The organism is Krasilnikoviella flava (genome assembly GCF_900167525.1).
Lineage (GTDB): Bacteria > Actinomycetota > Actinomycetes > Actinomycetales > Cellulomonadaceae > Isoptericola > Isoptericola flavus.
Genome location: NZ_FUZQ01000009.1, coordinates 1 through 24,743, shown reverse-complemented (window position 1 = coordinate 24,743; position 24,743 = coordinate 1). Strand labels below are relative to the sequence as shown.

20 protein-coding genes and 1 rRNA gene are annotated in these 24,743 nt (G+C 75.2%); 6 read left to right on the top strand and 15 right to left on the bottom strand.

Going from position 1 to position 24,743, the window contains the following annotated elements; all coding sequences use genetic code 11:
- Positions 1-164: 164 nt before the first annotated feature.
- Entirely contained in the window at positions 165-803 is a 639-nt protein-coding gene (locus B5Y66_RS21630; RefSeq protein WP_139821041.1) for an HdeD family acid-resistance protein, read from the bottom strand.
- Positions 804-872: 69 nt separating this feature from the next.
- Here B5Y66_RS21630 and B5Y66_RS21625 point away from each other — a divergent pair, with 69 nt between their 5' ends.
- The 6 genes from B5Y66_RS21625 (at position 873) to B5Y66_RS21600 (ending at position 6,386) form a co-directional block, all read left to right on the top strand.
- Entirely contained in the window at positions 873-1,883 is a 1,011-nt protein-coding gene (locus B5Y66_RS21625; protein ID WP_079576708.1) for an ABC transporter ATP-binding protein, read from the top strand.
- Positions 1,880-2,662, top strand: a complete 783-nt coding sequence (locus B5Y66_RS21620; protein WP_079576707.1) for an ABC transporter permease — start codon at positions 1,880-1,882, stop codon at positions 2,660-2,662. Before B5Y66_RS21625 ends, B5Y66_RS21620 begins: the two co-directional genes overlap by 4 nt.
- Positions 2,663-2,756: 94 nt before the next feature.
- On the top strand, positions 2,757-3,731 hold the full coding sequence (locus B5Y66_RS21615; protein ID WP_322788706.1) for a COX15/CtaA family protein: 975 nt from the start codon (positions 2,757-2,759) through the stop codon (positions 3,729-3,731).
- 8 nt (positions 3,732-3,739) lie between these two features.
- Positions 3,740-4,468 (top strand): aminotransferase class IV, encoded by a 729-nt coding sequence (locus tag B5Y66_RS21610; protein WP_176168959.1) that lies wholly within the window; start codon positions 3,740-3,742, stop codon positions 4,466-4,468.
- Positions 4,469-4,545: 77 nt separating this feature from the next.
- The gene (locus B5Y66_RS21605) at positions 4,546-5,538 is read left to right on the top strand and encodes an ATP-binding cassette domain-containing protein (RefSeq protein ID WP_079576706.1); all 993 of its coding nucleotides are present in this window, start codon (positions 4,546-4,548) and stop codon (positions 5,536-5,538) included.
- Positions 5,535-6,386, top strand: a complete 852-nt coding sequence (locus B5Y66_RS21600; RefSeq protein WP_079576705.1) for an ABC transporter permease — start codon at positions 5,535-5,537, stop codon at positions 6,384-6,386. Before B5Y66_RS21605 ends, B5Y66_RS21600 begins: the two co-directional genes overlap by 4 nt.
- Here the strand turns inward: B5Y66_RS21600 and B5Y66_RS21595 are convergent.
- The 14 genes from B5Y66_RS21595 to rrf form a co-directional block, all read right to left on the bottom strand.
- Positions 6,368-9,772 carry an AfsR/SARP family transcriptional regulator gene (locus B5Y66_RS21595; protein ID WP_079576704.1) on the bottom strand — a complete coding sequence of 1,135 codons (3,405 nt, stop codon included), beginning with the start codon at positions 9,770-9,772 and terminating at the stop codon, positions 6,368-6,370. The genes B5Y66_RS21600 and B5Y66_RS21595 overlap by 19 nt on opposite strands.
- A 22-nt stretch (positions 9,773-9,794) precedes the next feature.
- A complete protein-coding gene (locus B5Y66_RS21590) occupies positions 9,795-10,451 on the bottom strand; it encodes an NUDIX domain-containing protein (RefSeq protein WP_407656418.1) in 657 nt (218 codons plus the stop codon).
- A complete protein-coding gene (locus B5Y66_RS21585) occupies positions 10,448-12,136 on the bottom strand; it encodes a CTP synthase (protein ID WP_079576703.1) in 1,689 nt (562 codons plus the stop codon). Before B5Y66_RS21585 ends, B5Y66_RS21590 begins: the two co-directional genes overlap by 4 nt.
- 58 nt (positions 12,137-12,194) lie before the next feature.
- Positions 12,195-13,820, bottom strand: a complete 1,626-nt coding sequence (gene murJ / locus B5Y66_RS21580; protein ID WP_079576702.1) for a murein biosynthesis integral membrane protein MurJ — start codon at positions 13,818-13,820, stop codon at positions 12,195-12,197.
- 4 nt (positions 13,821-13,824) lie between these two features.
- On the bottom strand, positions 13,825-14,715 hold the full coding sequence (locus B5Y66_RS21575) for a hypothetical protein (RefSeq protein ID WP_079576701.1): 891 nt from the start codon (positions 14,713-14,715) through the stop codon (positions 13,825-13,827).
- Complete coding sequence (locus B5Y66_RS21570; protein ID WP_176168958.1) at positions 14,715-15,713, bottom strand: copper transporter; 999 nt, start codon at positions 15,711-15,713, stop codon at positions 14,715-14,717. The genes B5Y66_RS21575 and B5Y66_RS21570 overlap by 1 nt, the downstream gene beginning before the upstream one ends.
- Positions 15,714-15,778: 65 nt before the next feature.
- Positions 15,779-16,972, bottom strand: coding sequence for a putative cytokinetic ring protein SteA (gene steA / locus B5Y66_RS21565; RefSeq protein ID WP_079576699.1), 1,194 nt, complete (start codon positions 16,970-16,972; stop codon positions 15,779-15,781).
- A gap of 5 nt (positions 16,973-16,977) precedes the next feature.
- Positions 16,978-18,738, bottom strand: a complete 1,761-nt coding sequence (gene recN / locus B5Y66_RS21560; RefSeq protein WP_079576698.1) for a DNA repair protein RecN — start codon at positions 18,736-18,738, stop codon at positions 16,978-16,980.
- 1 nt (position 18,739) lies between these two features.
- The gene (locus B5Y66_RS21555; protein WP_079576697.1) at positions 18,740-19,708 is read right to left on the bottom strand and encodes an NAD kinase; all 969 of its coding nucleotides are present in this window, start codon (positions 19,706-19,708) and stop codon (positions 18,740-18,742) included.
- Positions 19,705-20,613: a TlyA family RNA methyltransferase gene (locus tag B5Y66_RS21550; RefSeq protein WP_079576696.1), complete on the bottom strand. Its 909-nt coding sequence runs from the start codon at positions 20,611-20,613 to the stop codon at positions 19,705-19,707. Before B5Y66_RS21550 ends, B5Y66_RS21555 begins: the two co-directional genes overlap by 4 nt.
- Positions 20,613-20,870, bottom strand: a complete 258-nt coding sequence (locus B5Y66_RS21545; RefSeq protein ID WP_079576695.1) for a hypothetical protein — start codon at positions 20,868-20,870, stop codon at positions 20,613-20,615. The genes B5Y66_RS21550 and B5Y66_RS21545 overlap by 1 nt, the downstream gene beginning before the upstream one ends.
- A gap of 213 nt (positions 20,871-21,083) precedes the next feature.
- Positions 21,084-22,097, bottom strand: coding sequence for an HAD-IIA family hydrolase (locus tag B5Y66_RS21540; protein ID WP_079576694.1), 1,014 nt, complete (start codon positions 22,095-22,097; stop codon positions 21,084-21,086).
- Positions 22,094-22,984, bottom strand: coding sequence for a hypothetical protein (locus tag B5Y66_RS21535; protein ID WP_176168957.1), 891 nt, complete (start codon positions 22,982-22,984; stop codon positions 22,094-22,096). The genes B5Y66_RS21540 and B5Y66_RS21535 overlap by 4 nt, the downstream gene beginning before the upstream one ends.
- A 1,482-nt stretch (positions 22,985-24,466) precedes the next feature.
- A 5S ribosomal RNA gene (gene rrf / locus B5Y66_RS21525) occupies positions 24,467-24,583 on the bottom strand.
- Positions 24,584-24,743 lie beyond the last annotated feature (160 nt).

Below are 24,743 nucleotides of genomic sequence, written 5' to 3'. Positions count from 1 at the left end.
CTCATCCCCCCATACGGCTCGTGGACCACCCGGGAGAGGCCTCAGCTGCAGACCTCAACCACGGGCGACGACGTCGATATAGGTAACATCCTTGTTGCGTAATCCAGGATGTCAAGCAAGGCATGCCTCACCGGAGGGTGGTCGGGCCCCGGATGTCGCGAACGTCACTCGTCGGCGACGATCCGCCCCTCGATGACCTCGCCCGGGCCGCCGACCGCTCCTCCGCCCGGGGTCTGCTGCCCGAGCTGCCGCAGCTTGATCCCTAGGGCGATCATCACGATCCCGATGATCACCGCGAACACGCCGATCACGATGGACAGGCCCACGATCGCGTCGGAGGGGTTGACGAAGCACACCACCGCGAGCGCTACCAGCAGCAGGCCCGCGAGCAGGTTCCACACCCACGACGCCCCGCCGCGCCGGCGCATCGCCGGGACGACGAACAGCTGCAGCAGACCGAAGATCAGAGCCCAGATGGCCACGAGGATCAGCACGACGCCGAGGAACACCTTCGGCAGGAGCAGCAGGAGGGCCCCGAACACCAGCGCGACGATCCCGACGCCGGTGTTCACGGACCCTGCAGAGGTGCCGCGTCGACGGACCCCGTCGATGATGCTCACCAGGCCGTCGACCAGCACGAACACCCCGAAGACCTGGACGAGCAGGGTCGGCGTCTTGTCCGGCAGGAAGACGGCCAGCAGGCCGAAGAGGACCGCCAGCACGCCGCGAATCACCGGCCAGTACCACAGGCGCCGGGCCAGGGCGGCGACGTCCTGCGGCGGGGTGAACGCGTAGAAGGTCATGTCCGTCGTGCTCCTCCGGTCGTGCGAACCGTGCGCCGCCCGGTCGGGCGACTTCCGTAGAATCTTCCGGTGCCCACCTCGATCGCGCCATCGGGCGCGGACGGCGCCGCCGCGCCCCTCCGTCCCGCCGAGGCCGCCCGCGCCGCCGTCCACGTGCAGGGCCTGGTCAAACGCTACGACGGACGCGACGTCGTCGCAGGCCTCGACCTCGTCGCCGACGCCGGGGCGGTGACCGCCGTCCTCGGGCCGAACGGGGCGGGCAAGACCACCACCGTGGAGTGCTGCGAGGGCCTGCGCACCCCCGACGGCGGGACGGTGCGTGTCCTCGGTCTCGACCCCGTGGCCGACGCGCGAGCCCTCCGCCCCCGGGTCGGCGTCATGCTGCAGGACGGCGGGCTGCCCACCGGCGCCCGCGCGGGCGAGGTGCTGCGCCACGTCGCCGCCATGTATGCGGCGCCGCGCGACCTCGGCGAGCTCGGCGAGCGCCTCGGCATCGGCTCCTTCGCACGGACCACGGTGCGCCGCCTGTCGGGCGGCCAGCGTCAGCGGCTGTCCCTCGCGGCGGCCGTCGTGGGGCGGCCCGAGGTGGTCTTCCTCGACGAGCCGAGCGCGGGGATGGACCCGCAGAGCCGGCACGCCGTGTGGGACCTCGTGCGCGAGCTGCGGGACGAGGGCGCCGCCGTCGTCCTGACCACGCACCTCATGGACGAGGCGGAGGACCTGGCCGACCGGGTGCACGTCGTCGACCACGGCCGGGTCATCGCCAGCGGCAGCGTCCCCGACCTCCTCTTCCCCGACGCGCAGGACGACCGCACGCTGCGCTTCGACGCCGCCGCCGGCCTCGACGTCACCGCCGTGGCCGCCGCGCTCGACGCCGCGACGCCGGGCACCACCGGCGCGTGGCTGGTGACCGAGCCGCAGCGTGGCTCGTACGTCGGCACGGGCCCCGCCGGCCCGCGCGCCCTGGCCGCGCTCACCGCGTGGCTCGCCGACCACGACGTCCTCGCCAGCCGCCTCACCGTGGGGCGGCGCACGCTGGAGGACGTCTTCCTCGACCTGACGGGACGGCACCTGCGATGACCACGACGACCCCTCCCGCGCCAAGCGCCCCGGGCACCGCCGCGCCCGCGTGGCGGCGCGTGCTGGCCCAGACCGGCTTCGAGACGCGGGCCGTGCTGCGCAACGGCGAGCAGCTGCTCGTCACGATCGTGCTCCCGGTGCTGGTGCTGATCGGCCTGACGCGCACCAGCGTGGTCGAGATCGACACCGGCGGCCTGGCGCGCATCGACTTCGTGACCCCGGGCGTGCTCGCGCTCGCCTGCGTCTCCACGGCGTTCACCTCCCAGGCGATCGCCACGGCCTTCGACCGCCGCAACGGCGTGCTGCGGCTGCTGGCGACGACGCCGCTCGGCCGCGGCGGGCTGCTCGCCGGCAAGCTGCTGGGCGTCCTGGCGGTCGAGCTGGTGCAGGTCGTCGTCATCGGCGCGGTGGCCCTCGCGCTGGGCTGGCAGCCCGCGCCGGGCGGGGTCCTCGCGGCCGCGGGCGTGGGGCTGCTCGGCACGGCCTGCTTCACCGCGCTCGCGCTCCTGCTGGCGGGGACGCTGCGCGCCGAAGGCGTGCTCGCGCTCGCCAACCTCGTGCTGGTGCTCCTGGTCGTGGGCGGCGGGCTGCTGGTGCCGCCGGAGCAGCTGCCGGGACCGCTCGAGCACCTCGCGACGTTCCTGCCGTCGGGCGCGCTCGGCGAGGCGATGCGCGGGGCCCTGCTGGGCACCGGGGTCCCCCCGCTCGCGCTCGCGGTGCTCGCCGCGTGGACCGCGCTGCTCGCGTGGGCCGCGGCCCGCTTCTTCCGCTGGCAGTGACCGGCGCGGGACCGGACCCCACCCGGGTCAAGGTCACACCGCGGAGGCCTCGGAGGCGCCCGGAGCGCCCGCGCCGGGGCGATAGCGTGGACCCGTGACCTCGTCGAGCCCTGCCGTGCGCCCTGCCTCCGAGGCCGGGTCGGGCGCCACGTCCGACCGCGCCGGATCTCCCGACCGCCTTGCCCGGTTCCGTTCCTGGACCCGCGGCGTGCTGCTCGCGAACGTCATCGGCCAGATCCTCATCATCGGCACCGGCGGCGCGGTGCGCCTGACCGACTCCGGCCTCGGCTGCTCGACCTGGCCGAACTGCGAGCCCGGACAGTTCACGCCAGCGTTCCACCAGGCGTCGACCATCCACCCGTACATCGAGTTCGGCAACCGCACCCTGGCGTTCGTGCTCGGCATCGTCGGCCTGCTGGTCCTCCTGCTCGTCGTGACCGACCGGAGGCGGCCCCGGTCGTACCGGGCCCTCGGCGTCGTGCCCCTGGCGGGCGTGATCGCGCAGGCGGTCATCGGGGGCGTCGTGGTGCTGCTGCACCTGAGCCCGGGCTGGGTCTCGCTGCACTTCGGCGTCTCCGCCGCGCTCGTGTGGTTCAGCGCCTACCTGCTGCACCGGCACGGCGAGGGCGACGCGCCCCCGGAGCGGATCGCCGGGCGCGGCGTCGCCACCGTGGGCGCCCTCCTCGGGCTGCTCCTGATCCCCGTCGTCACGCTCGGCGTGCTCGTCACGGGCTCCGGCCCGCACTCCGGCGACACCGAGGTCGGCTACCGGCTGGCCCTCGACCCGCTGACGGTCACGCGCGCCCACTCCGGCACCGTCTGGCTGTTCACGATCACCCTCGTGGTGCTGCTCGTGCTGCTGCACCGTGCGTCGGCCGGCCCGCTGGTGGCGACGGCGCGCAAGGCGGCGTGGCTGCTGCTCGCGGTGACGCTGGCGCAGGGGCTCATCGGGTACGTCCAGTACTTCACGGGCCTCCCCGAGCTCCTCGTGGGCATCCACCTGGTGGGCGCCGGCTGCCTCACCTGGGCCACGGCGAACGCCGTCCTGCGGCTGCGCACCCGCGCCTGAGGCCCCCGGTGCGCATCGAGGTCGACGGACGCCCGGCCACGGCCGCGCAGGTCGCCTCCACGGACGGTCACTTCACCGCCATGCAGGTGCGCGGCGGCGGGGTGCAGGGCCTGGCGCACCACCTGGGACGGCTGGACGCCGCCCACCGCGAGATCTTCGGCGTGCCGCTCGACGGCGACCGCGTCCGCCGGCTCGTGCGGCACGCGCTCGCCGGGCAGACCGACGCCTCCGTCCGCGTCGTCCTGCGCGACGCCGATCACGTCGCCGTCCAGGTCGCCGAGCCCCGCCAGCCGCCCACCCGCCCTCAGCGCCTGCGCTCCGTGCCGTACCTGCGCCCGTTCGCGCACCTCAAGCACCTGGGCGGCTTCGCGCAGGCGCAATGGGCGCGCGTCGCGGCCCGCGAGGGCTACGACGACGCGCTGCTCACCGGCCCCGGCGGGATCGTCGCCGAGTCGTCGATCGCCAACATCGGCTTCGTCGAGCCTGACGGCCAGGTGATCTGGCCGGCCGCACCGCACCTGCGCGGCACCGGCCTCGCGCTGGTCGCGGAGACGACGCCGTCGCGGGCCGCCTCGGTGCGCCTCGACGACCTGGGCGGCTTCGTCGGGACGTTCCTGGTCAACTCCCTCGGGATCGTCGCCGTCGCGTCCGTCGACGACACGGTCCTCCCCGCCGCGACCGCGCACGTCGAGGCGGTCAGGCGGCGGGTGGCCGCCCTGCCCCGGGACGTCCCGTAGGCCGCTGACTGCGGTGCGCGAGCGCGTGACAGCGGCGTGACAGCAGGCTGCGAGCGCCGCCGCGCAGGGTGGGTGCCATGACCACCACCGCGATCGAGGCCGAGGGCCTCGTCAAGATCTTCGGCGACAACCGCGCCGTGGACGGCGTCGACCTCCAGGTCGCCACCGGCACGGTCTACGGGGTCCTCGGCCCGAACGGGGCGGGCAAGACCACCACGATCCGCATGCTGGCGACCCTCCTGCGCCCCGACGCCGGGCGCGCCTCCGTCTTCGGCCACGACGTGGCGCGCGAGCCGTTCGTCGTGCGGCAGCTCATCGGCGTCACGGGACAGTACGCGTCTGTCGACGAGACGCTCAGCGCCACCGAGAACCTGCTGCTGTTCTGCCGCCTCAACGGCCTCAAGGGCGCCGCGGCGACGCGCCGCACCCGTGACCTGCTCGAGGAGTTCCACCTCACCGACGCCGCCGCGCGCCCGCTGAAGAACTTCTCGGGCGGCATGCGCCGTCGACTCGACCTCGCCGCGAGCCTCATCGCCCAGCCGCCGCTCCTCTTCCTCGACGAGCCCACCACGGGCCTCGACCCGCGCACCCGCGCGCAGATGTGGGAGACCATCCGCCGCCTGGTCGAGACGGGCTCCACCGTGCTGCTCACCACGCAGTACCTCGACGAGGCCGACCAGCTCGCCGACCGCATCGCGGTCATCGACCGCGGGCAGGTCGTCGCGGAGGGCACCGGCGACGAGCTCAAGTCGTCCGTGGGCCAGCAGTCCCTGCAGCTCACCCTGCTGCAGCCCGAGCACCTGCCGGCCGCGCTCGAGACCGTGCAGGAGGTGCTCGGCGTCGCCGCCACCCCGTCCCCCGAGGCCCGCCGGCTCACCGTGCCCGTCGCCGACCCGGCCCGCGTCACGGACGTCCTGGTCCGCCTGCGCGGCGCCGGCGTCGACCTGGACGGGCTGTCGATGGACAAGCCGACCCTCGACGAGGTGTTCCTGACCCTGACCGGCCACGACGCGACCGACCAGGCCGCCACCGCTGCCGGCTCACCCGAGCTCGAGGAGATCTCCGCATGACCACGCTCACCACCGCCCCCAGCGCGCGTCCGGCGCCGGGCACGCGCATCGTCCCCGGTGCCGAACGCACCCTGCGCAACCGCGTCACCCTCCGCCAGGGCGTCGCCGACTCGCTGGCCATGGCCCGCCGCGGCCTGATCAAGATCCGCCGGACGCCGGAGCAGCTCATCGACGTCACCGTGCAGCCGATCATCTTCACGCTGATGTTCACGTACATCTTCGGCGGCGCGATCGCCGGGAGCGTCGAGGCCTACCTCCCGCTCATCATCCCCGGCATCCTCGTGCAGACCGTCATCACGACGTCGGCGGTCACCGGCACCCAGCTGCGCGAGGACATGGACAAGGGCGTGTTCGACCGGTTCCGGTCCCTGCCCATCGCCCGCATCGCGCCGCTGGCCGGCGCCCTCGTGGCGGACACCGTCCGCTACCTCATCGCGACGACCCTCACCATCGTCATGGGCCTGATCATGGGCTGGCGCCCGGGCGGCGGCGTGAGCGGCGTGCTCCTCGCGGGGCTGCTCGTCATCGTCTGCGCCTGGTCGCTCAGCTGGATCTTCGCGTTCCTCGGCGTCGTCGCCCGGTCCGCGTCGTCGGTGCAGGGCATCTCGTTCCTGGTGCTCTTCCCGCTGACGTTCCTGTCCAACGCGTTCGTCAGCGTGGACACCATGCCCGGGTGGCTGCAGGGCTTCGTCAACGTCAACCCGGTGTCGCACCTCGTGACCGCGGTGCGCGACCTCGCCGGCACCGGCAGCGTGACCGGCCAGGTCGGCATCGCGCTGCTGAGCTGCGCCGTGGTCGTCGCGATCTTCGCCCCGCTCGCCGTGCGGAGCTACATGAAGAAGGCCTGAGCGGGACCACCCCCGAGCTCCTGGCCCGCCTCGCCCGCGAGGCGGGCCAGGAGCTCTTCCGCGCGCGGCACCAGCTCGTCGCGGGCCAGCGCGCCGGCCCGCTCCTCGGCCGCCCGCACCACGGCCGCGTCCGTGCCACCGAGGGAATCGGCCACGGAGCCCCGCAGGTCGATCAGCCGGAGGGCGGGCAGGTCCTGGCGCGCGCCCAGCCGGCCCGCGAGCGCCAGCAGCTCCGCGCCCGCGGCCACCCGGTCGGGGTCCCGTCGCCCGGCGCGCCCGTCGCCGAGGCAGGCCCAGTACGCGACGCCGACCGACGACGTCGCGAGCACCGGCCGGTCGACGAACCCGCGGCCCGCGCCCCGCACCCGGCGCCCCACCTCGACGATGCGCTGCACCAGGCCGCCGTCGTCCGCCGCGCCCGCCTGGACCCGCCGCACCAGCGTGGCCGACGCCGCCATGAGGAACCACGGGGCGGCGTCCCCCGGTGGCTGGCCCGCGCCGAAGGTCGCGACCGACCGCGAGAAGTGCTCCAGCGCCGCGTCGCGGTCCCCGCGCAGCCACGCCACCTCGCCCCGCCCGAGCTCGAGCACCGCGACGGACTCCGTCGCCTGCGCACCCCGGCTCCCCTCGAGCGCGTCGGCCATGCCCGCGACCGTCGACTCTGCCGCCGAGAGATCCTCGAGCGTCAGCGCCGCACTGAGCTCGATCCACTGGACCTGGCGCTGCATCTCGTCGGCGCCGATCGCCACCAGCCCGTCCCGCGCCGCGGCGACCCAGCCCGCGACCGCGGCGGCGTCGCCCTGCTCCGTCATGAAGGAGGCCACCACCATCGCCGTCATGGCGGTGGCCGCGGGGTCCTCCAGGCGGCGGGCGACCTCGTGGGCCGTCCCGGCGAGCTCCACCGCGCGCGCCAGCTCGCCGTCGTTCTCCCGCTGCTGCGCCTCGAACATGTGCGCCAGCAGCGACGTGTACCCGTCGTCGGACCGCTGCAGCCGTGCGAGCACCTCGGCGATCTCCTCCGGCGACCGGGCCAGGACCAGGCCGGCCAGGTCGCGGGTGCGCGATCCCACGGACCGGCTGGTGCGCAGCAGCCGTCGCAGGCGTGCCAGCGGCCGCGCCGCCCGCTCGGGCGCCCCGAAGACCGACGCCCCGGCGATCACCACGAGGGCGATCGCCGTGGCGTCCGCGTGGTCCTCCGGCACCTGCCAGCCGGCGAGCGAGTCGAGCACGACGGGCGCGAGGCCGACGACGCGCTCCTCGGCGCCCCGCGAGGTCCAGCTGCCGAGCAGCGCGACGAAGCCGTGCACGACGGCGTCCGGCCGCCCCCGGTCCACCGCGCGGCGCACCGCGAACAGGAGGTTCTCCTGCTCGCGGGCGAGCTCGGCCACCGCCTCGCGCTGCCCGGGCGTCAGCAGGTGCGAGGCGCAGCGGCGGGCGACCGTCGTCGACCACCCGAGCACGGCGTCGTCCGTCGCCACCTCCTCCCGGGAGGCGGCGAGCCGCAGCAGCCCGAACTCCCGCACGGTCTCGACCATGCGGTACCGGGCCGCCCCGTCCGCCTCCTCGACCCGCACCAGCGACTGCAGCACGAGCGCGGCGACGTCGTCGTCCACCTGCCACCCGGACGCGGCCGGCACCAGCGCCCGCGCCGCCTCCGCGGAGAAGCCGTCCGGGAGGACGGCGGCGCGCCGCCACAGCGCCTGCTGGCCGGCCGAGAGCAGGTTCCAGCTCCAGTCCAGCACCGCCTCGAGCGTGCGGTGGCGGTCCGGGACAGAGCGGTCGCGCACCCGGAGCAGGGCGAACCGCTCGTCGAGCCTGGCGTCCACCTCCGCGACGCTCAGGGTGCGGACGCGCGCCGCCGCCAGCTCGATCGCCAGCGGCAGCCCGTCCAGACGCTCGCAGAGGCGGGCCACCGCCTGGTGATCGAGGAGGGCGTCGGGGCGCACGGCGCGGGCCCGCTCGACGAACAGCCGCACGGCGGGGCCGCCGTCGGCCTCCGCGGGGTCGGAGCCCAGCGGCGCCGGCGCGTATGCGACCTCGCCCTCGAGCAGCAGCGGGGTCCGGCTGGTGGCGAGCACCCGCAGCCGCGGGGACGCGTCGAGCAGCGTCGCGGCCCACCGGGCCGCGCCCTCCACCACGTGCTCGCAGTTGTCGAGGACCACGAGGGCGTCGGCGTCGCGCAGCCGGGCCGCGACCTGGCTCGCCAGGTCGCCGGCCTGGAGCCGCTCCGCCAGACGCAGCGAGCCGGCCCCCGGCACGATCCCAAGAGCGTCCGCGAGCGCCAGCACGACGTCGTCGTCGTCGCGCACGCCCACCAGCTCGACGACGACCACGAACGGCGTGCGCGCGGCGGCCCGGCGGGCGACCTCCTGCGCGAGCCGGGTCTTGCCCAGCCCGCCCGGCCCCAGCACGGTGACCAGCCGGGCCATGTCCAGCGCGTCCCGTACCGCGGCGACGTCCGCGTCGCGCCCGAGCAGCGGCGTCGCGTAGGTCCGCAGGCCGCGGGTGGTCCCCGCGGCCGGCACGCCGTCGGCGGGGACGACGGCGTCCGACCCCGGCCACGCGACGGGCACCCCGTGGCCGTCGGGGCCGGGGGCGCCGACGGCGGCGAGCTCGTCGTAGAGCGCGACGGTCGCGGGCCCGGGCTCGCTGCCCAGCTCCCGCACCAGCACGGACCGCAGCCGCGTGAACACTCGGAGGGCCTCCGCCGGCCGGCCGAGCCCGCCGAGGGCGCCCATGAGCGCGCGGGCCGCGTCCTCGTCCGTCGGGTCCGCGGCGAGGTCGGCCACGGCGATCTCGGCGACGACGGCGTGCTGCCCCGTCGCCTCGGCGGCGTCCCGGCGCACCACGCGCAGCCCGTCACGCCAGCGCTCTGCCGCCGCGGCCAGCTCGCGCGCGACGGCGGCGAACCCGCCGCCGTCGAGGTCACCGCCGGGAGCGCCATCCCACAGCCCGAGGATCCGCTCCGTGGTCGCCGACGCCGCGCCCGGGTCCCCCGACACGAGCTCGTGGCGGGCCGCCGTCAGGCCCTCGCGCACCAGGTCGAGGTCGGAGACGACACCCAGCGCGTAGCCGGTCTCGGTGGCGCGCACGACGTGTCGCCCTGCCACGGCCCGCAGGCGCGAGACCAGGTTCTGCAGCGCGGCACGCGGGTCGGCGGGCAGCGACTCCTGCCAGAGCCGGTCGACGATCGCGGTCGACGAGACCCCGCGGGGGCCGCCCAGGGCGAGGAGCACGACCAGTGCCGCGGCACGCGCGCCCCGCGGCGGCCGGAGCTCGCCGCCCGGCCCGGCCACGCGCACCGGCCCGAGGACGCGCACCGCGGGTGCCCCCGCCGGCCCCGGGGAGTCGTCGGCGCCGGCAGCGAGGTCGAGGGCGTCACGCACGCCTGTGGAGCCTACCGGCCGCTCAGGCCCGCGGCCGGGACGGCCAGGGCGCGTCCGCCGGCCGCAGCGAGGCCCATCCGCCCGCGCGGCTCGCCGCCGCGGCGAGGACGCCCACCACCGCCGACGGGTTGTGCAGGCTGCCGTCCAGCACCCGTGCCACGGCCTCGTCCAGCGGCACCCAGCGCACCTCGATGCCGGCCTCCTCGCCCGTGCGGGTGTGGCGCTCCGTGGCCGACACCTCGCCCAGGTCGCGGGCCAGGAAGACCCGGACGGCCTCGTCGCTGCTGCCGGGCGACGACGCGAAGTCCGCCAGCACCTGCCACCGCCGCGCCGTGACGTCCGCCTCCTCCGCGAGCTCGCGCGCCGCGGCGTCCACCGCAGGCTCGCCGTCGACGTCGAGCAGACCGGCCGGCACCTCCCACAGCCGCGCGCGCACCGGGTGCCGGTACTGGCGCAGCAGCAGCACGCGATCGGCGTCGTCGAGGGCGACGATCGCGACCGCGCCCGGGTGCACCACGTACTCGCGGGTCACGGTGCCCGCATCACCGAGGTCGACGTCGTCGCGCACCAGGTCCGCGATCCGTCCCCTGTGCAGCACCTCGCTGCGCACGACCGGGCGCGGGGCGGCCTCGTCGACGAGCGGGCCGCCCTCGCCTGTGGCCCCGGGCACGCCCGTCACGCCTGGTTGCCCTGCCGCTCGAGCGCGGCCGCGACCAGCCCGGAGAACAGCGGGTGCGAGCGCGTCGGGCGCGACTTGAACTCCGGGTGCGCCTGGGTGCTCACGTAGTAGGGGTGCACGTCGGCGGGCAGCTCGACGAACTCCACGAGCTTGGCGTCGGGCGACGTCCCGGAGAAGACCAGGCCCGCGTCCTCGAGCTGCGCGCGGTACGCGTTGTTGACCTCGTACCGGTGGCGGTGGCGCTCCGAGACCCGCTCGCTGCCGTAGGCCTTCGCGACGACGGACCCGGCGCCCAGGTGGGCGTCGTAGGCGCCCAGGCGCATGGTGCCGCCCAGGTCGCCGTCGCCGCCCACGATCGCGAGCTGCTCGGCCATCGTCGCGATCACGGGGTGGGTGCTGTTCGGGTCGAACTCGGTGGACGACGCGTCGTCGAGCCCGAGCACGTGACGCGCGTACTCGATGACCATCGACTGCAGCCCCAGGCAGATGCCGAGCGTCGGCACCAGGTTCTCGCGCGCCCAGCGCAGGGCGCCGACCTTGCCGTCGATCCCGCGCACGCCGAAGCCGCCGGGCACGAGCACCGCGTCGACGCCGTCGAGCGAGTCCTGGGCGCCCTCCGGGGTACGGCAGTCGTCGGCGGCGACCCAACGGATCGCGACCTTGGTGTCGTTGTCGAAGCCGCCCGCGCGCAGCGCCTCGGTCACCGACAGGTACGCGTCGGGCAGGTCGATGTACTTGCCGACGAGAGCGATCTCGACGTTGTGCTCCGGCTCGTGCACCCGCTCGAGCAGGCGGTTCCAGCCGTCCCACTCGACGTCGTGGAACGGCAGGTCCAGGCGGCGCACCACGTAGGCGTCGAGGCCCTCGGTGTGGATCACCCGCGGGATGTCGTAGATCGACGGCGCATCGGCGCAGTTGATCACGGCCTCGTTGTCGACGTCGCACATGAGGGCGATCTTGCGCTTGATGCCGTCCGGCACCACGCGGTCCGAGCGCAGCACGATCGCGTCCGGCTGGATACCGATGGAGCGCAGCGCCGCCACCGAGTGCTGGGTGGGCTTGGTCTTGAGCTCGCCCGACGGTCCGATGTAGGGCACGAGCGAGACGTGCAGGAAGAAGCAGTCGTCCCGACCCAGCTCGTGCCGCACCTGGCGCGCGGCCTCGAGGAAGGGCTGCGACTCGATGTCGCCGACGGTGCCGCCGATCTCCGTGATGATCACGTCGACGTCAGGGCCCGCCTGGTCCCGCATGCGCGACTTGATCTCGTCGGTGATGTGCGGGATGACCTGGACGGTGTCGCCGAGGTACTCGCCGCGACGCTCCTTCGCGATGACGCGGGAGTACACCTGGCCGGTGGTCACATTGGACGAGGCGGGCAGCTCGATGTCGAGGAACCGCTCGTAGTGCCCGATGTCGAGGTCGGTCTCGGCGCCGTCCTCGGTGACGAAGACCTCGCCGTGCTGGAACGGGTTCATCGTGCCCGGGTCCACGTTGAGGTACGGGTCGAGCTTCTGCATCGTGACCCGCAGGCCCCGCGAGCGCAGGAGCCGTCCGAGCGAAGAGGCTGTGAGTCCCTTGCCGAGCGACGAGGCCACACCGCCCGTCACGAAGATGTGCCGTGTCTGGTGCGTCGCACCCGTACGGCTGGAGGAGCGGGGCTGGAGTCTGTTCGCGGTGTCGGCCACGGAACTCCATCCTAACAGTGGGTGGGGCGGCGGCACGCGGGCCGTGCGGTGCGTCGCGTCACTCCTCGGCGGCGCCGCGCCCACGTCGCACGATCCCCGTCACCGCGGACCGGTCGGCGAGCAGGAACCCGCCCACGACGACGCCGCCCCCGACCAGGGCGGCGAGCACCCCGACGCCGATCGCCGGGAGGATGGCGGCGTCCGCCGGCAGCAGCGCACCGGAGAGCAGCGATCCGGCCCATGCGCCGAGCGCGGTCGTCACCACGAGCACGACCAGGGTCCGCGGGATCCCCCGCAGCGCCTCCCGACCGGCGTACCGGCCCACGGCGACGAGCAGCCCGGCTCCTGCCACCGTCATGCCCAGCGCGGTGGCCAGACCGAGCTGGGCGAGCACGCCCACCTGGTCCCGGACCCCGGTCGCGGCGGGCAGCGCGAACGCCGCCACGGCCACGACCAACCAGCCCGCCGCGGTCACGACGACCGCCACACGCTGGCGGTCGATCGCGTACAGCGCGCGGGACAGGTGCAGGATGAGCGCAAAGCCCACGATTCCCGGCGCCATCCACGCGACGGCGTCCCCGAGGCCCGCGACCGAGCCCGAGGCGATCCGGGCGAACACGGCCTCCACAGCCTGCGACGCACCGATGAGCGCCCCGACGCCGAGGCCGGAGACGACGAGCAGGGTGCGGGTGGTCGTGGCCAGCAGGCCGCGGAACCGGTCCAGGTGCCCGTGCGCCACGTGCTCCGCGAGGCGCGGGAACGCGCTCGTGGCGAGCGGGAACGCCAGCACGGCGTACGGCAGCAGGTACACCTGCTGGGCGAACGTGTACGTGGGGAAGGTCTGCTGGGGGCCGAACTGGAACGCCGCCCCCATGACGGCCAGCACGGACAGCTGCTGGGCGACGAGGGCGCCGATGCCCGCCAGGGCGAGGTTGCGTGCCCGCGTGCCCTCGCCGCCCGGGAACCGCAGCGTGGGGCGCAGCCGGGTACCCGTGCGCCGGACCGGGAGCACGAGCGGCAGCGCGAGGAAGGCGACGCCCGCCGTCGTGCCCCAGCCGAGCCAGGCGATCGCCGACGTGGACAGCGCCGCGACGTCGCCCTGGTTCCCGTCCGCCAGCGCCACGAAGGCGAGGTACACGCCGATGACGGCCAGGCTCGACAGCAGCGGCGCGAAGGCCTGCCAGAAGAACCGCTTGTGCGCCTGCAGGATGCCGCCGAGCACCACCGCCAGCCCGTACAGCGGCACCTGGAGGGCGAACGTCCGCAAGAACGTGGCGGTGACGTCGACCAGCTCGGGGTGCTCCCGGACGATCAGGCCGGCGATCGGCCCGGCCAGCAGCGCGAGCAGGGCACCGAGCGGCACGAGGACGACGAGCGTCCAGCCGAGCAGCGCGGACGCGATGCGCGACGCCTCCTCGGGCGCGCGCCGAGCGATCGGACCGGCGAGGAGCGGGACCACCGCGCCCGCGAGAGCGCCGCCCGCCGCCACCTCGAAGAGGACGTTCGGCAGCAGGTTTGCGGCGCTGTACGCCGGGCCGACCCCCTCGGTGCCCACGGCCCACGACAGCACCAGCGACCGGGCGAACCCGACCAGCCGGCTCGCCACGGTCACGACGGTGATCATGACGGCGGCGCCGGCGAGCGTCTGGGTCGCCGCCCGCAGCCCGCCCGGGCGCGACGTCATGGGTTCACTCCCCCGTCGGGGCGTCCTGGGTCACCGCGCCCGGGTCCGCCGCGTCCCGGCGCCGACCCCACCCGTCGACTCCGCGAAGCCACGGGGTGCGCTCGATGACGGCCGAGAAGCTCACGCGCTCGGAGGCGAACGTCAGCCCGACGACGGACGCCAACGCGGCGAGCCGGACGGCGCGCGGGGCGCCGAACGCCCACTGCGACCCCACCAGGGCGCCGAGGGCGTTCGCGCCGCCGTCGCCCAGCATGTCGCGCTCGGCGAGGTCGCCGGGCGCCGCGACGACGGCCGACCCGAGGACGACGCCGGTCGCCGCGCCCGCGGCGCCGCCGGCCACCGGCAGGCTCAGGGCCGCGGACGCCTTGAGGGCGCGCCCCGGCCGCAGGTCGAGCAGGTTGAGGAGGTTGGCCGTACCGGCCACCAGCGCGCCGTTCACCGCGACGTCCAGCAGGTGGCCCGCGGCGCCTCCCGACCGTCGGGTCCCGACCGCCGCCCCGACCATCGCCGTCGCGCCGATGCCCAGCACCTTGAGCCCGCCCGTCGTGAGCCGGCCCTGGGCGAGCGCGCCCAGGTGACCGCGCAGGCCCTTGACGCGCGTGCTGGTGTCCTCGGCGAGGTCGTCCACGAGCCCGAACACGGCCGCGCCGGCCGTCGCGATCGCGGTGCCCGCCCCCTGGCGGCCGCCCCCGGCCGCGAGCGTCCCGGCGACGAGCCCGGCAGCCACGGCGGGTCCCTCGAGCATGCTCACCGCCTCGCCGCGGTGGTTGGTCCGCGTCCAGCGCGCGGCGCCGCCGGGCGGGTCGGTGTCCAGCGCCCGCCGTGCGAGCGCTGTCCCCGCCGCCGCCACGGCCGCGCCGCGCAGCAGCGCGCCCGCACCGGCCAGGCCGGGCATCAGCCGTTCCCCTGCGTCTCGCCCTGCTCGACCACCGGCGGGAGGACGGACGCACCGTCCTCGAAGCCGTACTGGTCGACGGCGCCGGCGTCCTGGGCGGCGATGGCGAGCGGCACGACGATCTGGCCGGTCGTCTGCTCCACCCCGCTGACCGTGCTCACGAGCTCGGCGAGCTGGTCGTCGGCGCGGACCGTGGCCACGAGGTCGCCGTCCTGCGTCGTCGGCCCGGCCACCACCGAGGTGCCCGCGATCTCGGCGGACGTCCCGGCGAGCGCCGCGAGCGCGCCCATGCCGGTCTGCTCCGGATCGGCGTCCTGCGTCTGCGCGTCCTCGTCGATCACCGTGCCGCCCCCCGACAGCAGCAGGATCGCGTCCGCGGGCGCGCTCGGCTCGGCGACCTGCTCCACCAGGCCCACCTGCTCCAGCAGGTGCTGCTGCTCGAGCGCGGCGTCGCTGAACGTGCTCGACTGCGCGGCGGTCGCGTCCGTCAGCGCGACGGTGAGCGACGCGGCCAGCAGCTGCGCCGGGCCGGACTCGTCGTCGATCGTGCCCTCGACGGCGTCCGACGGCAGCTTCTCGCGCAACCCGTCGGCGACCGTCTCCCGCATGGTCAGCTCGTCCGCGGAGGTCCAGGACGCGGTGAGGCGCTCCTGCGCGACGACGGTCCCGTCCGCGGCCTCCAGCTCGTCCAGGACGGCCTGACGGCTCGCGTCGCTCACGTCGTCCACCTCGACCACGGCGACGTTCTTTCCTGCGAGCGACCCGGCGACGAGCTGGTCGCCGGAGCTCTCGATGAAGCGGCGCTGGTCCTGTGCGGCGGCCTGCGCCTCGCCGAGCTCCTCCCGCAGGGTGTTGCGCTCCGTGCGCAGCGCGTCGACCTGCTCGGTGAGCTGGTCCCCGAGCGCGCCCTGCAGCGGGCCGGCACCCAGGATGATGCCCACCGCGAGGGCGAGGAAGACGGAGATCAGCGAGACGAGGTGGTACCTGAAGTCGATCACGGTCGGCAGAGGTTCCTTCGGGTCGGTTCGGGTCGGGCGTGGTGGCGGAGGGGCGCGCAGCGGCGTCACCCGCCGAAGAGGCTACCCACCCAGGAGACGAGGTCGTCGATCCGGGCACCGATCAACCCGAAGAGCGTCTGCCCCGCGGCGGTGGACCAGAGCGCCGCGACCACCGCGGCGACGCCCGCCAGGGACAACAGCGTGAGCTGCAGGTTCGAGATCCGGGTGCGGTACAGCCGGGAGACACCCTTGGCGTCGACGAGCTTGCCGCCGACCCGCAGCCGCGTGAGGAAGGTGCTGGCCATGCCCGCCCGGCCCTTGTCGAGGAACTCGACCAGGGTGGCGTGCGTCCCCACCGCGACGATGAGCTCGGCGCCCTTGTCGTCGGCGAGCAGCATCGCGATGTCCTCGCTGGTCCCCGTCGCGGGGAACACCACGGGCTGGACGCCGAGCGCCTCCACGCGGTCGAGCCCGGGCGCGTTGCCGTCGCGGTACGCGTGCACCACGATCTCCGCGCCCGAGGACAGCGCACGGTCGGACACCGAGTCCATGTCGCCGACGATCATGTCCGGCTTCCAGCCCGCGTCGATGATCGCGTCGGCGCCGCCGTCCACGCCGACCAGCACCGGCCGGTTCTCCGTGATGTAGGACCGCAGCATCGCCAGGTCCTCGCGGTAGTGGTAGCCGCGCACCACGATCAGCACGTGCCGGCCGTCGAACTGCGTCCGCACGTCCGGGACGCCGACGCCGTCGAGCAGCAGGTCCCGCTCGCGGCGCAGGTAGGTCATCGTGTTCTCGGCGAAGTTCTCGATCTCCTCCGACAGGCCCTCGCGCGCCGCGATCAAGTCGGCCGCGACCGTCTCCGGGCTCTGGCGGATGCCCTCGGCCACGGTGGTCCCGCCGACCCGCACGGTACCGCCGTCGATCCGCACGGCCGCCCCCTCGGGCAGCGACATGACCGCGGGGCCGAGGTCGTCCACCAGCGTGATGCCCGCCTCGATCAGGATCCCCGGGCCCGCGTTCGGGTACCGGCCCGACGTCGAGCGCGCGGCGTTCAGCACCGCCGCAGGGCCGACCGCCACCAGGGCGTCGGCCGCGACCCGGTCGATGTCGACGTGGTCGATGACGGCGACGTCACCGGGGCGCAGGCGCTTGGTCAGGTCCTTCGTCCGCGTCCCGACCCTGGCGGGTCCCGTCACGTCGGTGCCGTCGTCCCCGGCGTCAGGCGCACGCTCGGACTTGCGCAGGATCATTTTCATCGCCCCTATCGTCCCACGGTGGAGGACTCCAGGAGCTCGACGGCGTGCTGGCGCGCGGTCGCGGACTCCTCCTGCCCCGAGAGCATCCGCGCGAGCTCGCGGACCCGGTCGTCGTCCGTGACCTCGCGCACGCCGGTCACGGTGACGCCCGCCGCTCCGTCGGGACCTGCCCCGTCGTCGCCCGGGGTGGACTTCGTCACGACCAGGTGCGAGTCGGCGAACGCCGCCACCTGGGCGAGGTGCGTCACGACGACGACCTGCGTGCTGCGCGCGAGCGTCGCCAGCCGACGGCCCACCTCGACGGCGGCGCGACCGCCGACGCCGGCGTCCACCTCGTCGAAGACGAACGTGGGCAGCGGCGCGGTCGTCCGGCCGGAGGCGGCCCCCGCGTCGACGCGCGCGGTGGCGAGCGCGACCTCGACCGCCAGCATCACGCGGGACAGCTCGCCCCCGGACGCGCCCTTGCCGAGCGGCCGCGCAGGCGCTCCCGGGTGCGGCTCGAGCAGGAACGCCACCTGGTCGGCGCCCCACGGCCCCGGCTCGTCCGCCGGGGCGACGTCGACCGCCAGCCGGGCACCCCTCATGGCCAGCCCGGACAGCTCCAGCGTGACGGCCTCCGCGAGCGCCTCGGCGGCCGTGCGCCGGCCCGCGGTCAATCGGTCGGCGGCGGCGGCCAGCTCGGCGTCCAGGTCGGCCGCGCGCTCGCGCATGAAGGCCACGCGCTCGCCGCCGTCGTCGAGGTCGAGCAGCCGGAGCCCGGCGTCGCTCGCCCACCGCAGCACGTCGTCGATCGTCTCGCCGTAGCTGCGGGTGAGCGTCGTCAGCTCTGCGAGCCGCGCGTGCGCGGTCTCGAGCCCCGCCGGGTCGGCCTGCAGGTCGTTCACGTACGACGACAGGTCGGTCGCGACGTCGGCGAGCAGGTACCCCGCCTCCGCGAGGCGGGTCGCGTGGCCGCCCAGCACCGGGTCGTCGGCGGCGGCCGCCTCGAGGGCGCGCCGCGCCCGCTCGACCGCCTCCACCGCGCTGCCGGCGGTCTCCAGGTCGTCGCCCGCGACGACGTCGTGCGCCTCCTGCGCCGCGACGCGCAGCTGCTCGGCGTTGCCGAGGCGCCCGACGAGCGCCGTGAGCTCGGCGTCCTCCCCCGGCCGCGGGTCGACGCGCTCCACCTCGGCGAGGCCGAGGCGCAGCAGCTCGGCCTCGCGGGCGCGCTCGGCCGCCCGCGCGGTGAGGTCGTCGATCTCGGCCAGCAGGCCGGCGCGCTCCGCCCATGCCGCGCGATAGGCGTCGAGACCGTCCTGGTGCTCGGGCCCTGCGAAAGCGTCCAGCGCCTCGCGCTGCTTGGCCGCCGTGCGCAGGCGCAGCTGGTCGGCCTGGCCGTGCACCGTGACGAGCTCGTCGGCGATCTCCGCGAGCACGGCCTGCGGCACCCCGCGCCCGCCCAGGTGGGCGCGCGAGCGGCCGGCCGCCGCGACCGTCCGCAGCACGACGACGGTCCCGTCGTCGTCCACCTCGCCGCCGGCCTCGTCGACCCTGCCGACGACCCCGGCGTGGGCGGCCACGCGCAGGCGGCCCTCGACGACGGCACCGTCCGCGCCGGGACGCACCGCGGCGGGGTCGGCCTTGCCGCCCATGAGCAGGCCCAGGCCGGTGAGCACCATGGTCTTGCCCGCGCCGGTCTCACCCGTGATGACGGTCAGGCCGTCGGCGAGGGGCACCCGGGCGGCGCGGATCACGCCCAGGTTCTCGATCGCGATCTCTTCGAGCACCTCAGGCCTCCTTCTCGTCCTCGGCGTCGTGTTCGGCATCGTGCTCGGCGTCGTGTCCCGGTGCCCGGTGCTCGGGCCGTTTCGCGGCCAGCTCCCGCCAGCCGACGACCGGCAGGGAGAACTTCGACACCAGCCGGTCGGTGAACGGCGCGGGCGAGAGCCGCGCGAACCGCAGCGGCAGCGCACCCCGCCGCACCTCCACCCACGAGCCCACGGGCAGGTCGATGCGCCGCCGGCCGTCGCAGGTCAGCACCGCCGGCACCGGGCTGCGCTCGAGCACCTTCACCGTGTATGTCGAGCGCGGGCCGATCACCAGGGGGCGCGCGAACAGCGCGTGCGCCGACAGCGGCACCAGCAGCACGCCGTCGACCTCCGGCCACATCACGGGCCCGCCCGCCGAGAACGCGTGCGCCGTCGAGCCGGTCGCGGTCGACATCACCACGCCGTCGCAGCCGAACGACGACAGCGGTCTGCCGTCGACGGCGATGCCGACCTCGACCATGCGTTCGCGCCGCGCCTTCTCGACCGTGGCCTCGTTGAGCGCCCACCCGGTCCGCGGCGTCTCCTCTCCGGGCAGGTGCACGGCGACGTCGGCGACCGCGCGCTCCTCGACCTCGTAGTCGCGCGCGGCGAGCCGCCGCACCGCGTGCCGCAGGTCGTCGCGCTCGCTCTCGGCGAGGAAGCCCACGTGCCCGAGGTTGACCCCCAGGAGCGGTACCCCGGTGCCGTGCGTCAGTTCGGCGGCGCGCAGGATCGTCCCGTCGCCGCCCAGCACCATGACGGCCTCGGACTCGGTGACGCCCTCGCGCGCGCGGGCCGCCGCCATGTGGTCGCCGAACGACTCGGCCAGGTCGTCGTCGTGCAGCGCGACCTCGAAGCCCGCCTCGGTGAGCTCGCGGACAGCCTCCGACAGCGCCGCCACCGCCTCCGGTCGGCCGCCATGGGTGACGATGAGGACTCGGCGGCTCACGGTGCTCCTCCGATCGGCAGGACGGGTGGGACGGACGGCGGCGCTTCGGGGGCGCCGGGACGCCAGGCGACCGCCGCGGCGACGGCGGCGTCGGTCACCGCCTCGGCGGGGCCCGGTGACGCCCCCTCGGCGTGTTGGAACCAGCAGAAGAACTCGCGGTTGCCGCTGGGCCCGGGCAGGGGGCTGGGGACCACCGCCGCCGCCCGCAGACCGTGGGCGGCCGCCGCGCGCACGACGGCGCGCACGGCCTCGGCGTGCAGGGCCGGGTCGCGAACGACACCGCCGCTGCCCAGCCGCTCGCGCCCCACCTCGAACTGCGGCTTCACCAGCAGCAAGGCGTGCCCCTGCGGGCCGAGCACTGCCGCGAGCGGGCCCAGCACGAGCGACAGGGAGATGAAGGACAGGTCGCCCACCACGACGTCCGGGGCGCGCTCGAGGTCGGGCGGCGTGAGATCGCGCAGGTTGAACCCCTCGACGACCGTGACACGCGGGTCGTCGCGCAGGGTCGGCACGAGCTGGTCGTGACCGACGTCGAGCGCGACGACGTGCCGTGCGCCGCGGCGCAGAAGAACGTCCGTGAAGCCGCCGGTCGACGCGCCGGCGTCCAGGCACCACCCCTCGTCGACCGCCCGCAGCAGGGTCTGCCCGGCGGGGTCGGCGGCGAGCGCGTCGAGCGCCCCGGCGAGCTTGCCGCCCGCGCGCGAGGCGTATCCCGGGTCGTCGGGGTCGGGGCGCACGGTGACGGGCGCGCCCTCGGGCACGGGCGTCGACGGCTTCGTCACGACGCGACCGTCGAGGAGCACCCGTCCGGCGTCGACGAGCTCCACCGCCTGGCGTCGCGACCGGGCCAGGCCGCGACGGACGAGCTCGGCGTCCGTCCTGGAGTCGGTGCGTGCCTCCGGCATCAACGTCCCGGTCCCGCGTCCGGACCGTCGCCGTGCGCACCCTCCGGTGCGCCGTCGAGCCGCGCGCGCAGGGCGTCGTGCACCTGGGTGAAGCGCTCCACGTGCTCGCCGACGGGGAGGTCGTCCAGGCCCTCGAGCCCGTCGAGGTCCCCGGACGTGGCAGCGGACATCGCCGTGACGGGCGCGTCCCCCGCACGAGGGCCGGGGACGGTCACGGGACCGGTCGTGGCTCCAGGCGTCGCGTGCTCCTCCGTCATGATCCCTCCCTGCCGCTCACGGTCGTGGTCTCGTCGCCGGCACCCTCCGGGGTACGCACGGACCACCGGGCCGAGGGCTGCTGGTTGCACGGGATGCCGCCGTCCGAGGTCCGGGTCCACGCTACCTGCTGGCGCTGACGCGCCGTGCACGACGCACAGCCCTCGTCCGGGTCCGTGGGTGCCGGCCGCCGGGCCCGGACGCCGCTGTCGCGGTCAGGCCTGCAGCTCGGGCACCGTCGTCGGGTCGACCGGAGAGCCCCCGTCGGCGGCGTCCCACGCGGCGGCGCAGGCGGCCCGGGCGACGTCGATCCCGCGCGGCCCCTGGCCGTCGAGCTCGAGCGCGCCGTCGACGACGCGTGCCGCGCGGCCCTCGCAGGTCCACCAACCTTCCGGGCCGGACTCCGGGCGGGGGTGCGGCTCGAGCAGGGCCCGCAGGTCGCCGCCGAGGTAGTCCGGCCGCAGCCCCGGCGCCGCGAGAACGGCGTCCCTGGCCGAGGACACGCCGGTGAGCACGTGCAGGCCGGGGTACCCGCCGGCGCGTGCGCCGGCAAGGTCCGTGTCGAGCCGGTCGCCGATGACCAGCGGGCGCTCGGCACCCGCCCGGTCGACCGCCAGGCGGTACATCGTGGGTGACGGCTTGCCGGCGCTGTCCGGCTCGACCCCGGTCGCGGCCACGACCGCACCCACGAGCGCGCCGTTGCCCGGCGCGAACCCGCGCGCCGTCGGCAGCGAGAGGTCGAGATTGCTCGCCACGTGCCAGGCCCCGCCCGCGACCGCGTAGGCCGCCTCGGCGAGGTCGCTCCAACCCAGCCCGGCGGCGTACCCCTGTGCCACCGCCTCAGGAGCGTCGTCCGCGGAGTCGACGACGGTCAAACCCGCGTCCGCGACGGCCGTCCGCAGCCCGGGCCCGCCGACGACGAGGACGCCCGCGCCCGGGTCGAGCCGCGTGCGCAGCAGGGCCGCGCACGCCTGCGCGGCGGTCATGACCTCGTCCGCGCCCGTAGGGATGCCCAGCCCCGTGAGCTGGCCGGCTACCTCCTCGGGCTCGCGCGACGCGTTGTTGGTCACGAAGACCAGCCGCAGGCCCGCGGTCCGCGCCGCGGTCAGGCTGTCCGCGGCGTGCGGGATCGGCAGATGACCCTGGTAGGCGACACCGTCGAGATCGACGAGCGCCAGGTCGTGCGCCGCGGCGAGCGGGACGTCACTGCCCGACAGCGTCGCTGTCACGCCGTTCCCTCGCCCTGCTCGGGCTTCTCCTCCACGCCCTCGTTCTCGGGTTCCGTGTCGCCCTGCGCGTCCGTCCGGGACGAGACCGCCTCGTCGTCCGAGTCGACGGACTCGTCGGCTGTCTCTTCGGCGCCGCCCTCGGTGGTCTCCGCGCCATCGTCTCGCGACCCCTCGGCCGCGCCGCCCTCGATCACACCGTCAGCGTCCTCGTCAGCGTCCTCGTCAGCGTCCTCGTCAGCGTCCTCGTCATAGGTGTCGTAAACGACGACATCGTCCGTCTCCTGAGACACGCCCGACGCACGCTCGAGCGCTACCGGGTCGACCCCGGCCAGGATCTGCGCGGCGTCGGCGGTCCGGCCGGCCGCCTCGAGCGCCGCTGCCCGCGCCTGCAGCACTCGCAGCCCGAGGTCGCCCCGTCGCTCCGCGGCGGGGATCCGGTCGAGCACGGCGAGCGCGGCATCGTGCTCGCCGAGGTCGCTGCGTGCGCCGCTCGCGACGATCGCGAGCTCCGTGCGGCCCTCGGCGTCGAGGGTGCGCGCCTCCTCGCTCGCGGCGAGGGCGAGGGCGCGTTCGGGTCGGCCGAGGCCGCGCTCGGCGTCCGCCATGAGCGGCAGGTGCTCCGACGAGCCGTTGAGGCGGCGCACGGTGCGCAACTCGCGCAGCGCTTCGGCGAACCGTCCGGTGCGGTAGGCGGCGATCCCGGCGGCCTCTCGCACGACGTCCACGCGGCCGCCCCGCCGCACCGCTGCCTGCGTGTGCTCGTAGGCACGCTCCGGGTCGACGTCCAGGAGCCGACCCGCCATCACCAGATGGAGGCCGATGCGCTCGGCGTTCTCCTTCGTCAGACCACGGAGGCGGCCACGCACCTCGCGGCCGAGCTGCCCCATCGTCGCGTCCTCAGCGATCTCCGGCTCGACGGTGCGCGGCCGTCGCTCGGCCCCCGCGGCAGGCCGGGCCGGACGCGAGGGTCCGCCGGGACGTCCCTGGCCGGCCGGCCGGCCCGTCCGTGCGCCGTCGCGCTGACCCGCCGCCGGTCGCCGGGACGCGTCACCACGGAAGCCAGAACGGTCGTCACCGCGATCCCGCGGGGGCCGACGGTCATCCGCACGTCCACGGTTGTCGCTGCGCCCGTCCCTCTGCTCCGGACGACGCTCGGGACGCTGGCGGTCCTGCCTGTCCCCACCCCGGGAATCGCCTGACCGCTCGTCCCGAGAGCCGTAGCCGCCACGATCGCGACGGTTGTCCGCGTCCCGCGCCGGCGCCGAACGTCGCGCGTCACCGCCACGCGAGCCCTCGGGACGACGCCCCGACCACTCCCGCTCGTCCCGAGAGCCGTAGCCGCCACGATCGCGACGGTTGTCCGTGTCCCGCGCCGGCGCCGAACGTCGCGCGTCACCGCCACGCGAGCCCTCGGGACGACGCCCCGACCACTCCCGCTCACCGCGCTGGCTGTCGTCCGCACGGCCGCGCCGAGGTGTGCCCGCCGCACGGTCCTGCCGCTCCCGACCACGGACATCGCCCTGGACGTCCCGGGAGGAAACGCCGCGCGTGGGGCGTCCCTCGCCCCGGGAGCGCTCCGAGCTCCCGCCACGCTGGGGACGCTCACCGCGGCCGCCGGTCGACGGACGCGTGCCGCGTCCCCCGTCACGAACTCCCCCGCGGGGACCCCCGTCACGGGACGACGACGCGCGACCGCCAGCACCACCCTTGTTCTCGTCCCGCGGTGAATCGTTCACGGTCTTCCTTCCCGACGCCGACACGAGCCGTATTCTCCCACGCCACACTGCACGCCAAGCGGCTTCAAGGCCCCTTCCTGGTGTGACGGCAGGCACGAGCACGGGTGTCACCATCCATGCCACCACGTGCTCGGCACCGCTGCCATTCACCGCCCCAGGCAGCACCGGGCACGGCGCAACCACCAGGACACCGACGAGCGTCGACCGGCATCGTCAAGCAACACGTTGGCCCACGTCAGGGCGCAGCAACGATCGCTAGCCCGGGTCTTGGATATCCGGAGCGCTGCCGCAGGCCGCGTCGCGGCCGGAATGCCTCGTAGCAGTCGAAGACCTGCGGCCTCCGACCAGCATCCGCTCCCTCACGGGCCGAAGACGCCGGCCACACGCCGGCCGCATGAACGCCCGCCCACCTCGACGGGCTGGGGCGTGCCCACGAGCGCGGGGCGACGCCTACCGCCGGCATCGGGCGGTGGGGTCGAGGGTTGGTCGCTGGGTTCGACTCCCGCGTGGGGGGTGTCGGGTGACTCGTGTGGGGTCTGTGCGGGGCTTGTTCTGGGTATTGGGGTCTGTGCGGGGCTTGTTCTGGGTATGCGAAAGGCCCACCCCGGGGGGGTGGGCCTTTCGTGAATGGGTGTCCGGCGGCGTCCTACTCTCCCACCCCCTCTCGAGGGCAGTACCATCGGCGCTGAAGGGCTAAGCTTCCGGGTTCGGAATGGGACCGGGCGTTTCCCCCACGCTATGACCGCCGTAACAGTATCGAGTTTTCGGGTTGGTCCCCCTGGTTTGCCCGCGCACTGGTGGTGCGCGGGGGTGGGGGTGGTGCCCGTTTCTCGGGAACCGCACAGTGGACGCGTAGCATGTATTGATCAACAGTGTTGATGTGTGTGTGAAGTTGTTGGCTTATTAGTAC

Excerpts from the sequence above, each read along its gene's own strand:
- B5Y66_RS21630 (WP_139821041.1), bottom strand. The coding sequence starts at position 803 with ATGACCTTCTACGCGTTCACCCCGCCGCAGGACGTCGCCGCCCTGGCC.
- B5Y66_RS21620 (WP_079576707.1), top strand. The coding sequence starts at position 1,880 with ATGACCACGACGACCCCTCCCGCGCCAAGCGCCCCGGGCACCGCCGCG.
- B5Y66_RS21605 (WP_079576706.1), top strand. The coding sequence starts at position 4,546 with ATGACCACCACCGCGATCGAGGCCGAGGGCCTCGTCAAGATCTTCGGC.
- B5Y66_RS21600 (WP_079576705.1), top strand. The coding sequence starts at position 5,535 with ATGACCACGCTCACCACCGCCCCCAGCGCGCGTCCGGCGCCGGGCACG.
- murJ (WP_079576702.1), bottom strand. The coding sequence starts at position 13,820 with ATGACGTCGCGCCCGGGCGGGCTGCGGGCGGCGACCCAGACGCTCGCC.
- B5Y66_RS21575 (WP_079576701.1), bottom strand. The coding sequence starts at position 14,715 with ATGCCCGGCCTGGCCGGTGCGGGCGCGCTGCTGCGCGGCGCGGCCGTG.
- steA (WP_079576699.1), bottom strand. The coding sequence starts at position 16,972 with ATGAAAATGATCCTGCGCAAGTCCGAGCGTGCGCCTGACGCCGGGGAC.
- B5Y66_RS21550 (WP_079576696.1), bottom strand. The coding sequence starts at position 20,613 with ATGCCGGAGGCACGCACCGACTCCAGGACGGACGCCGAGCTCGTCCGT.
- B5Y66_RS21545 (WP_079576695.1), bottom strand. The coding sequence starts at position 20,870 with ATGACGGAGGAGCACGCGACGCCTGGAGCCACGACCGGTCCCGTGACC.
- B5Y66_RS21535 (WP_176168957.1), bottom strand. The coding sequence starts at position 22,984 with ATGGGGCAGCTCGGCCGCGAGGTGCGTGGCCGCCTCCGTGGTCTGACG.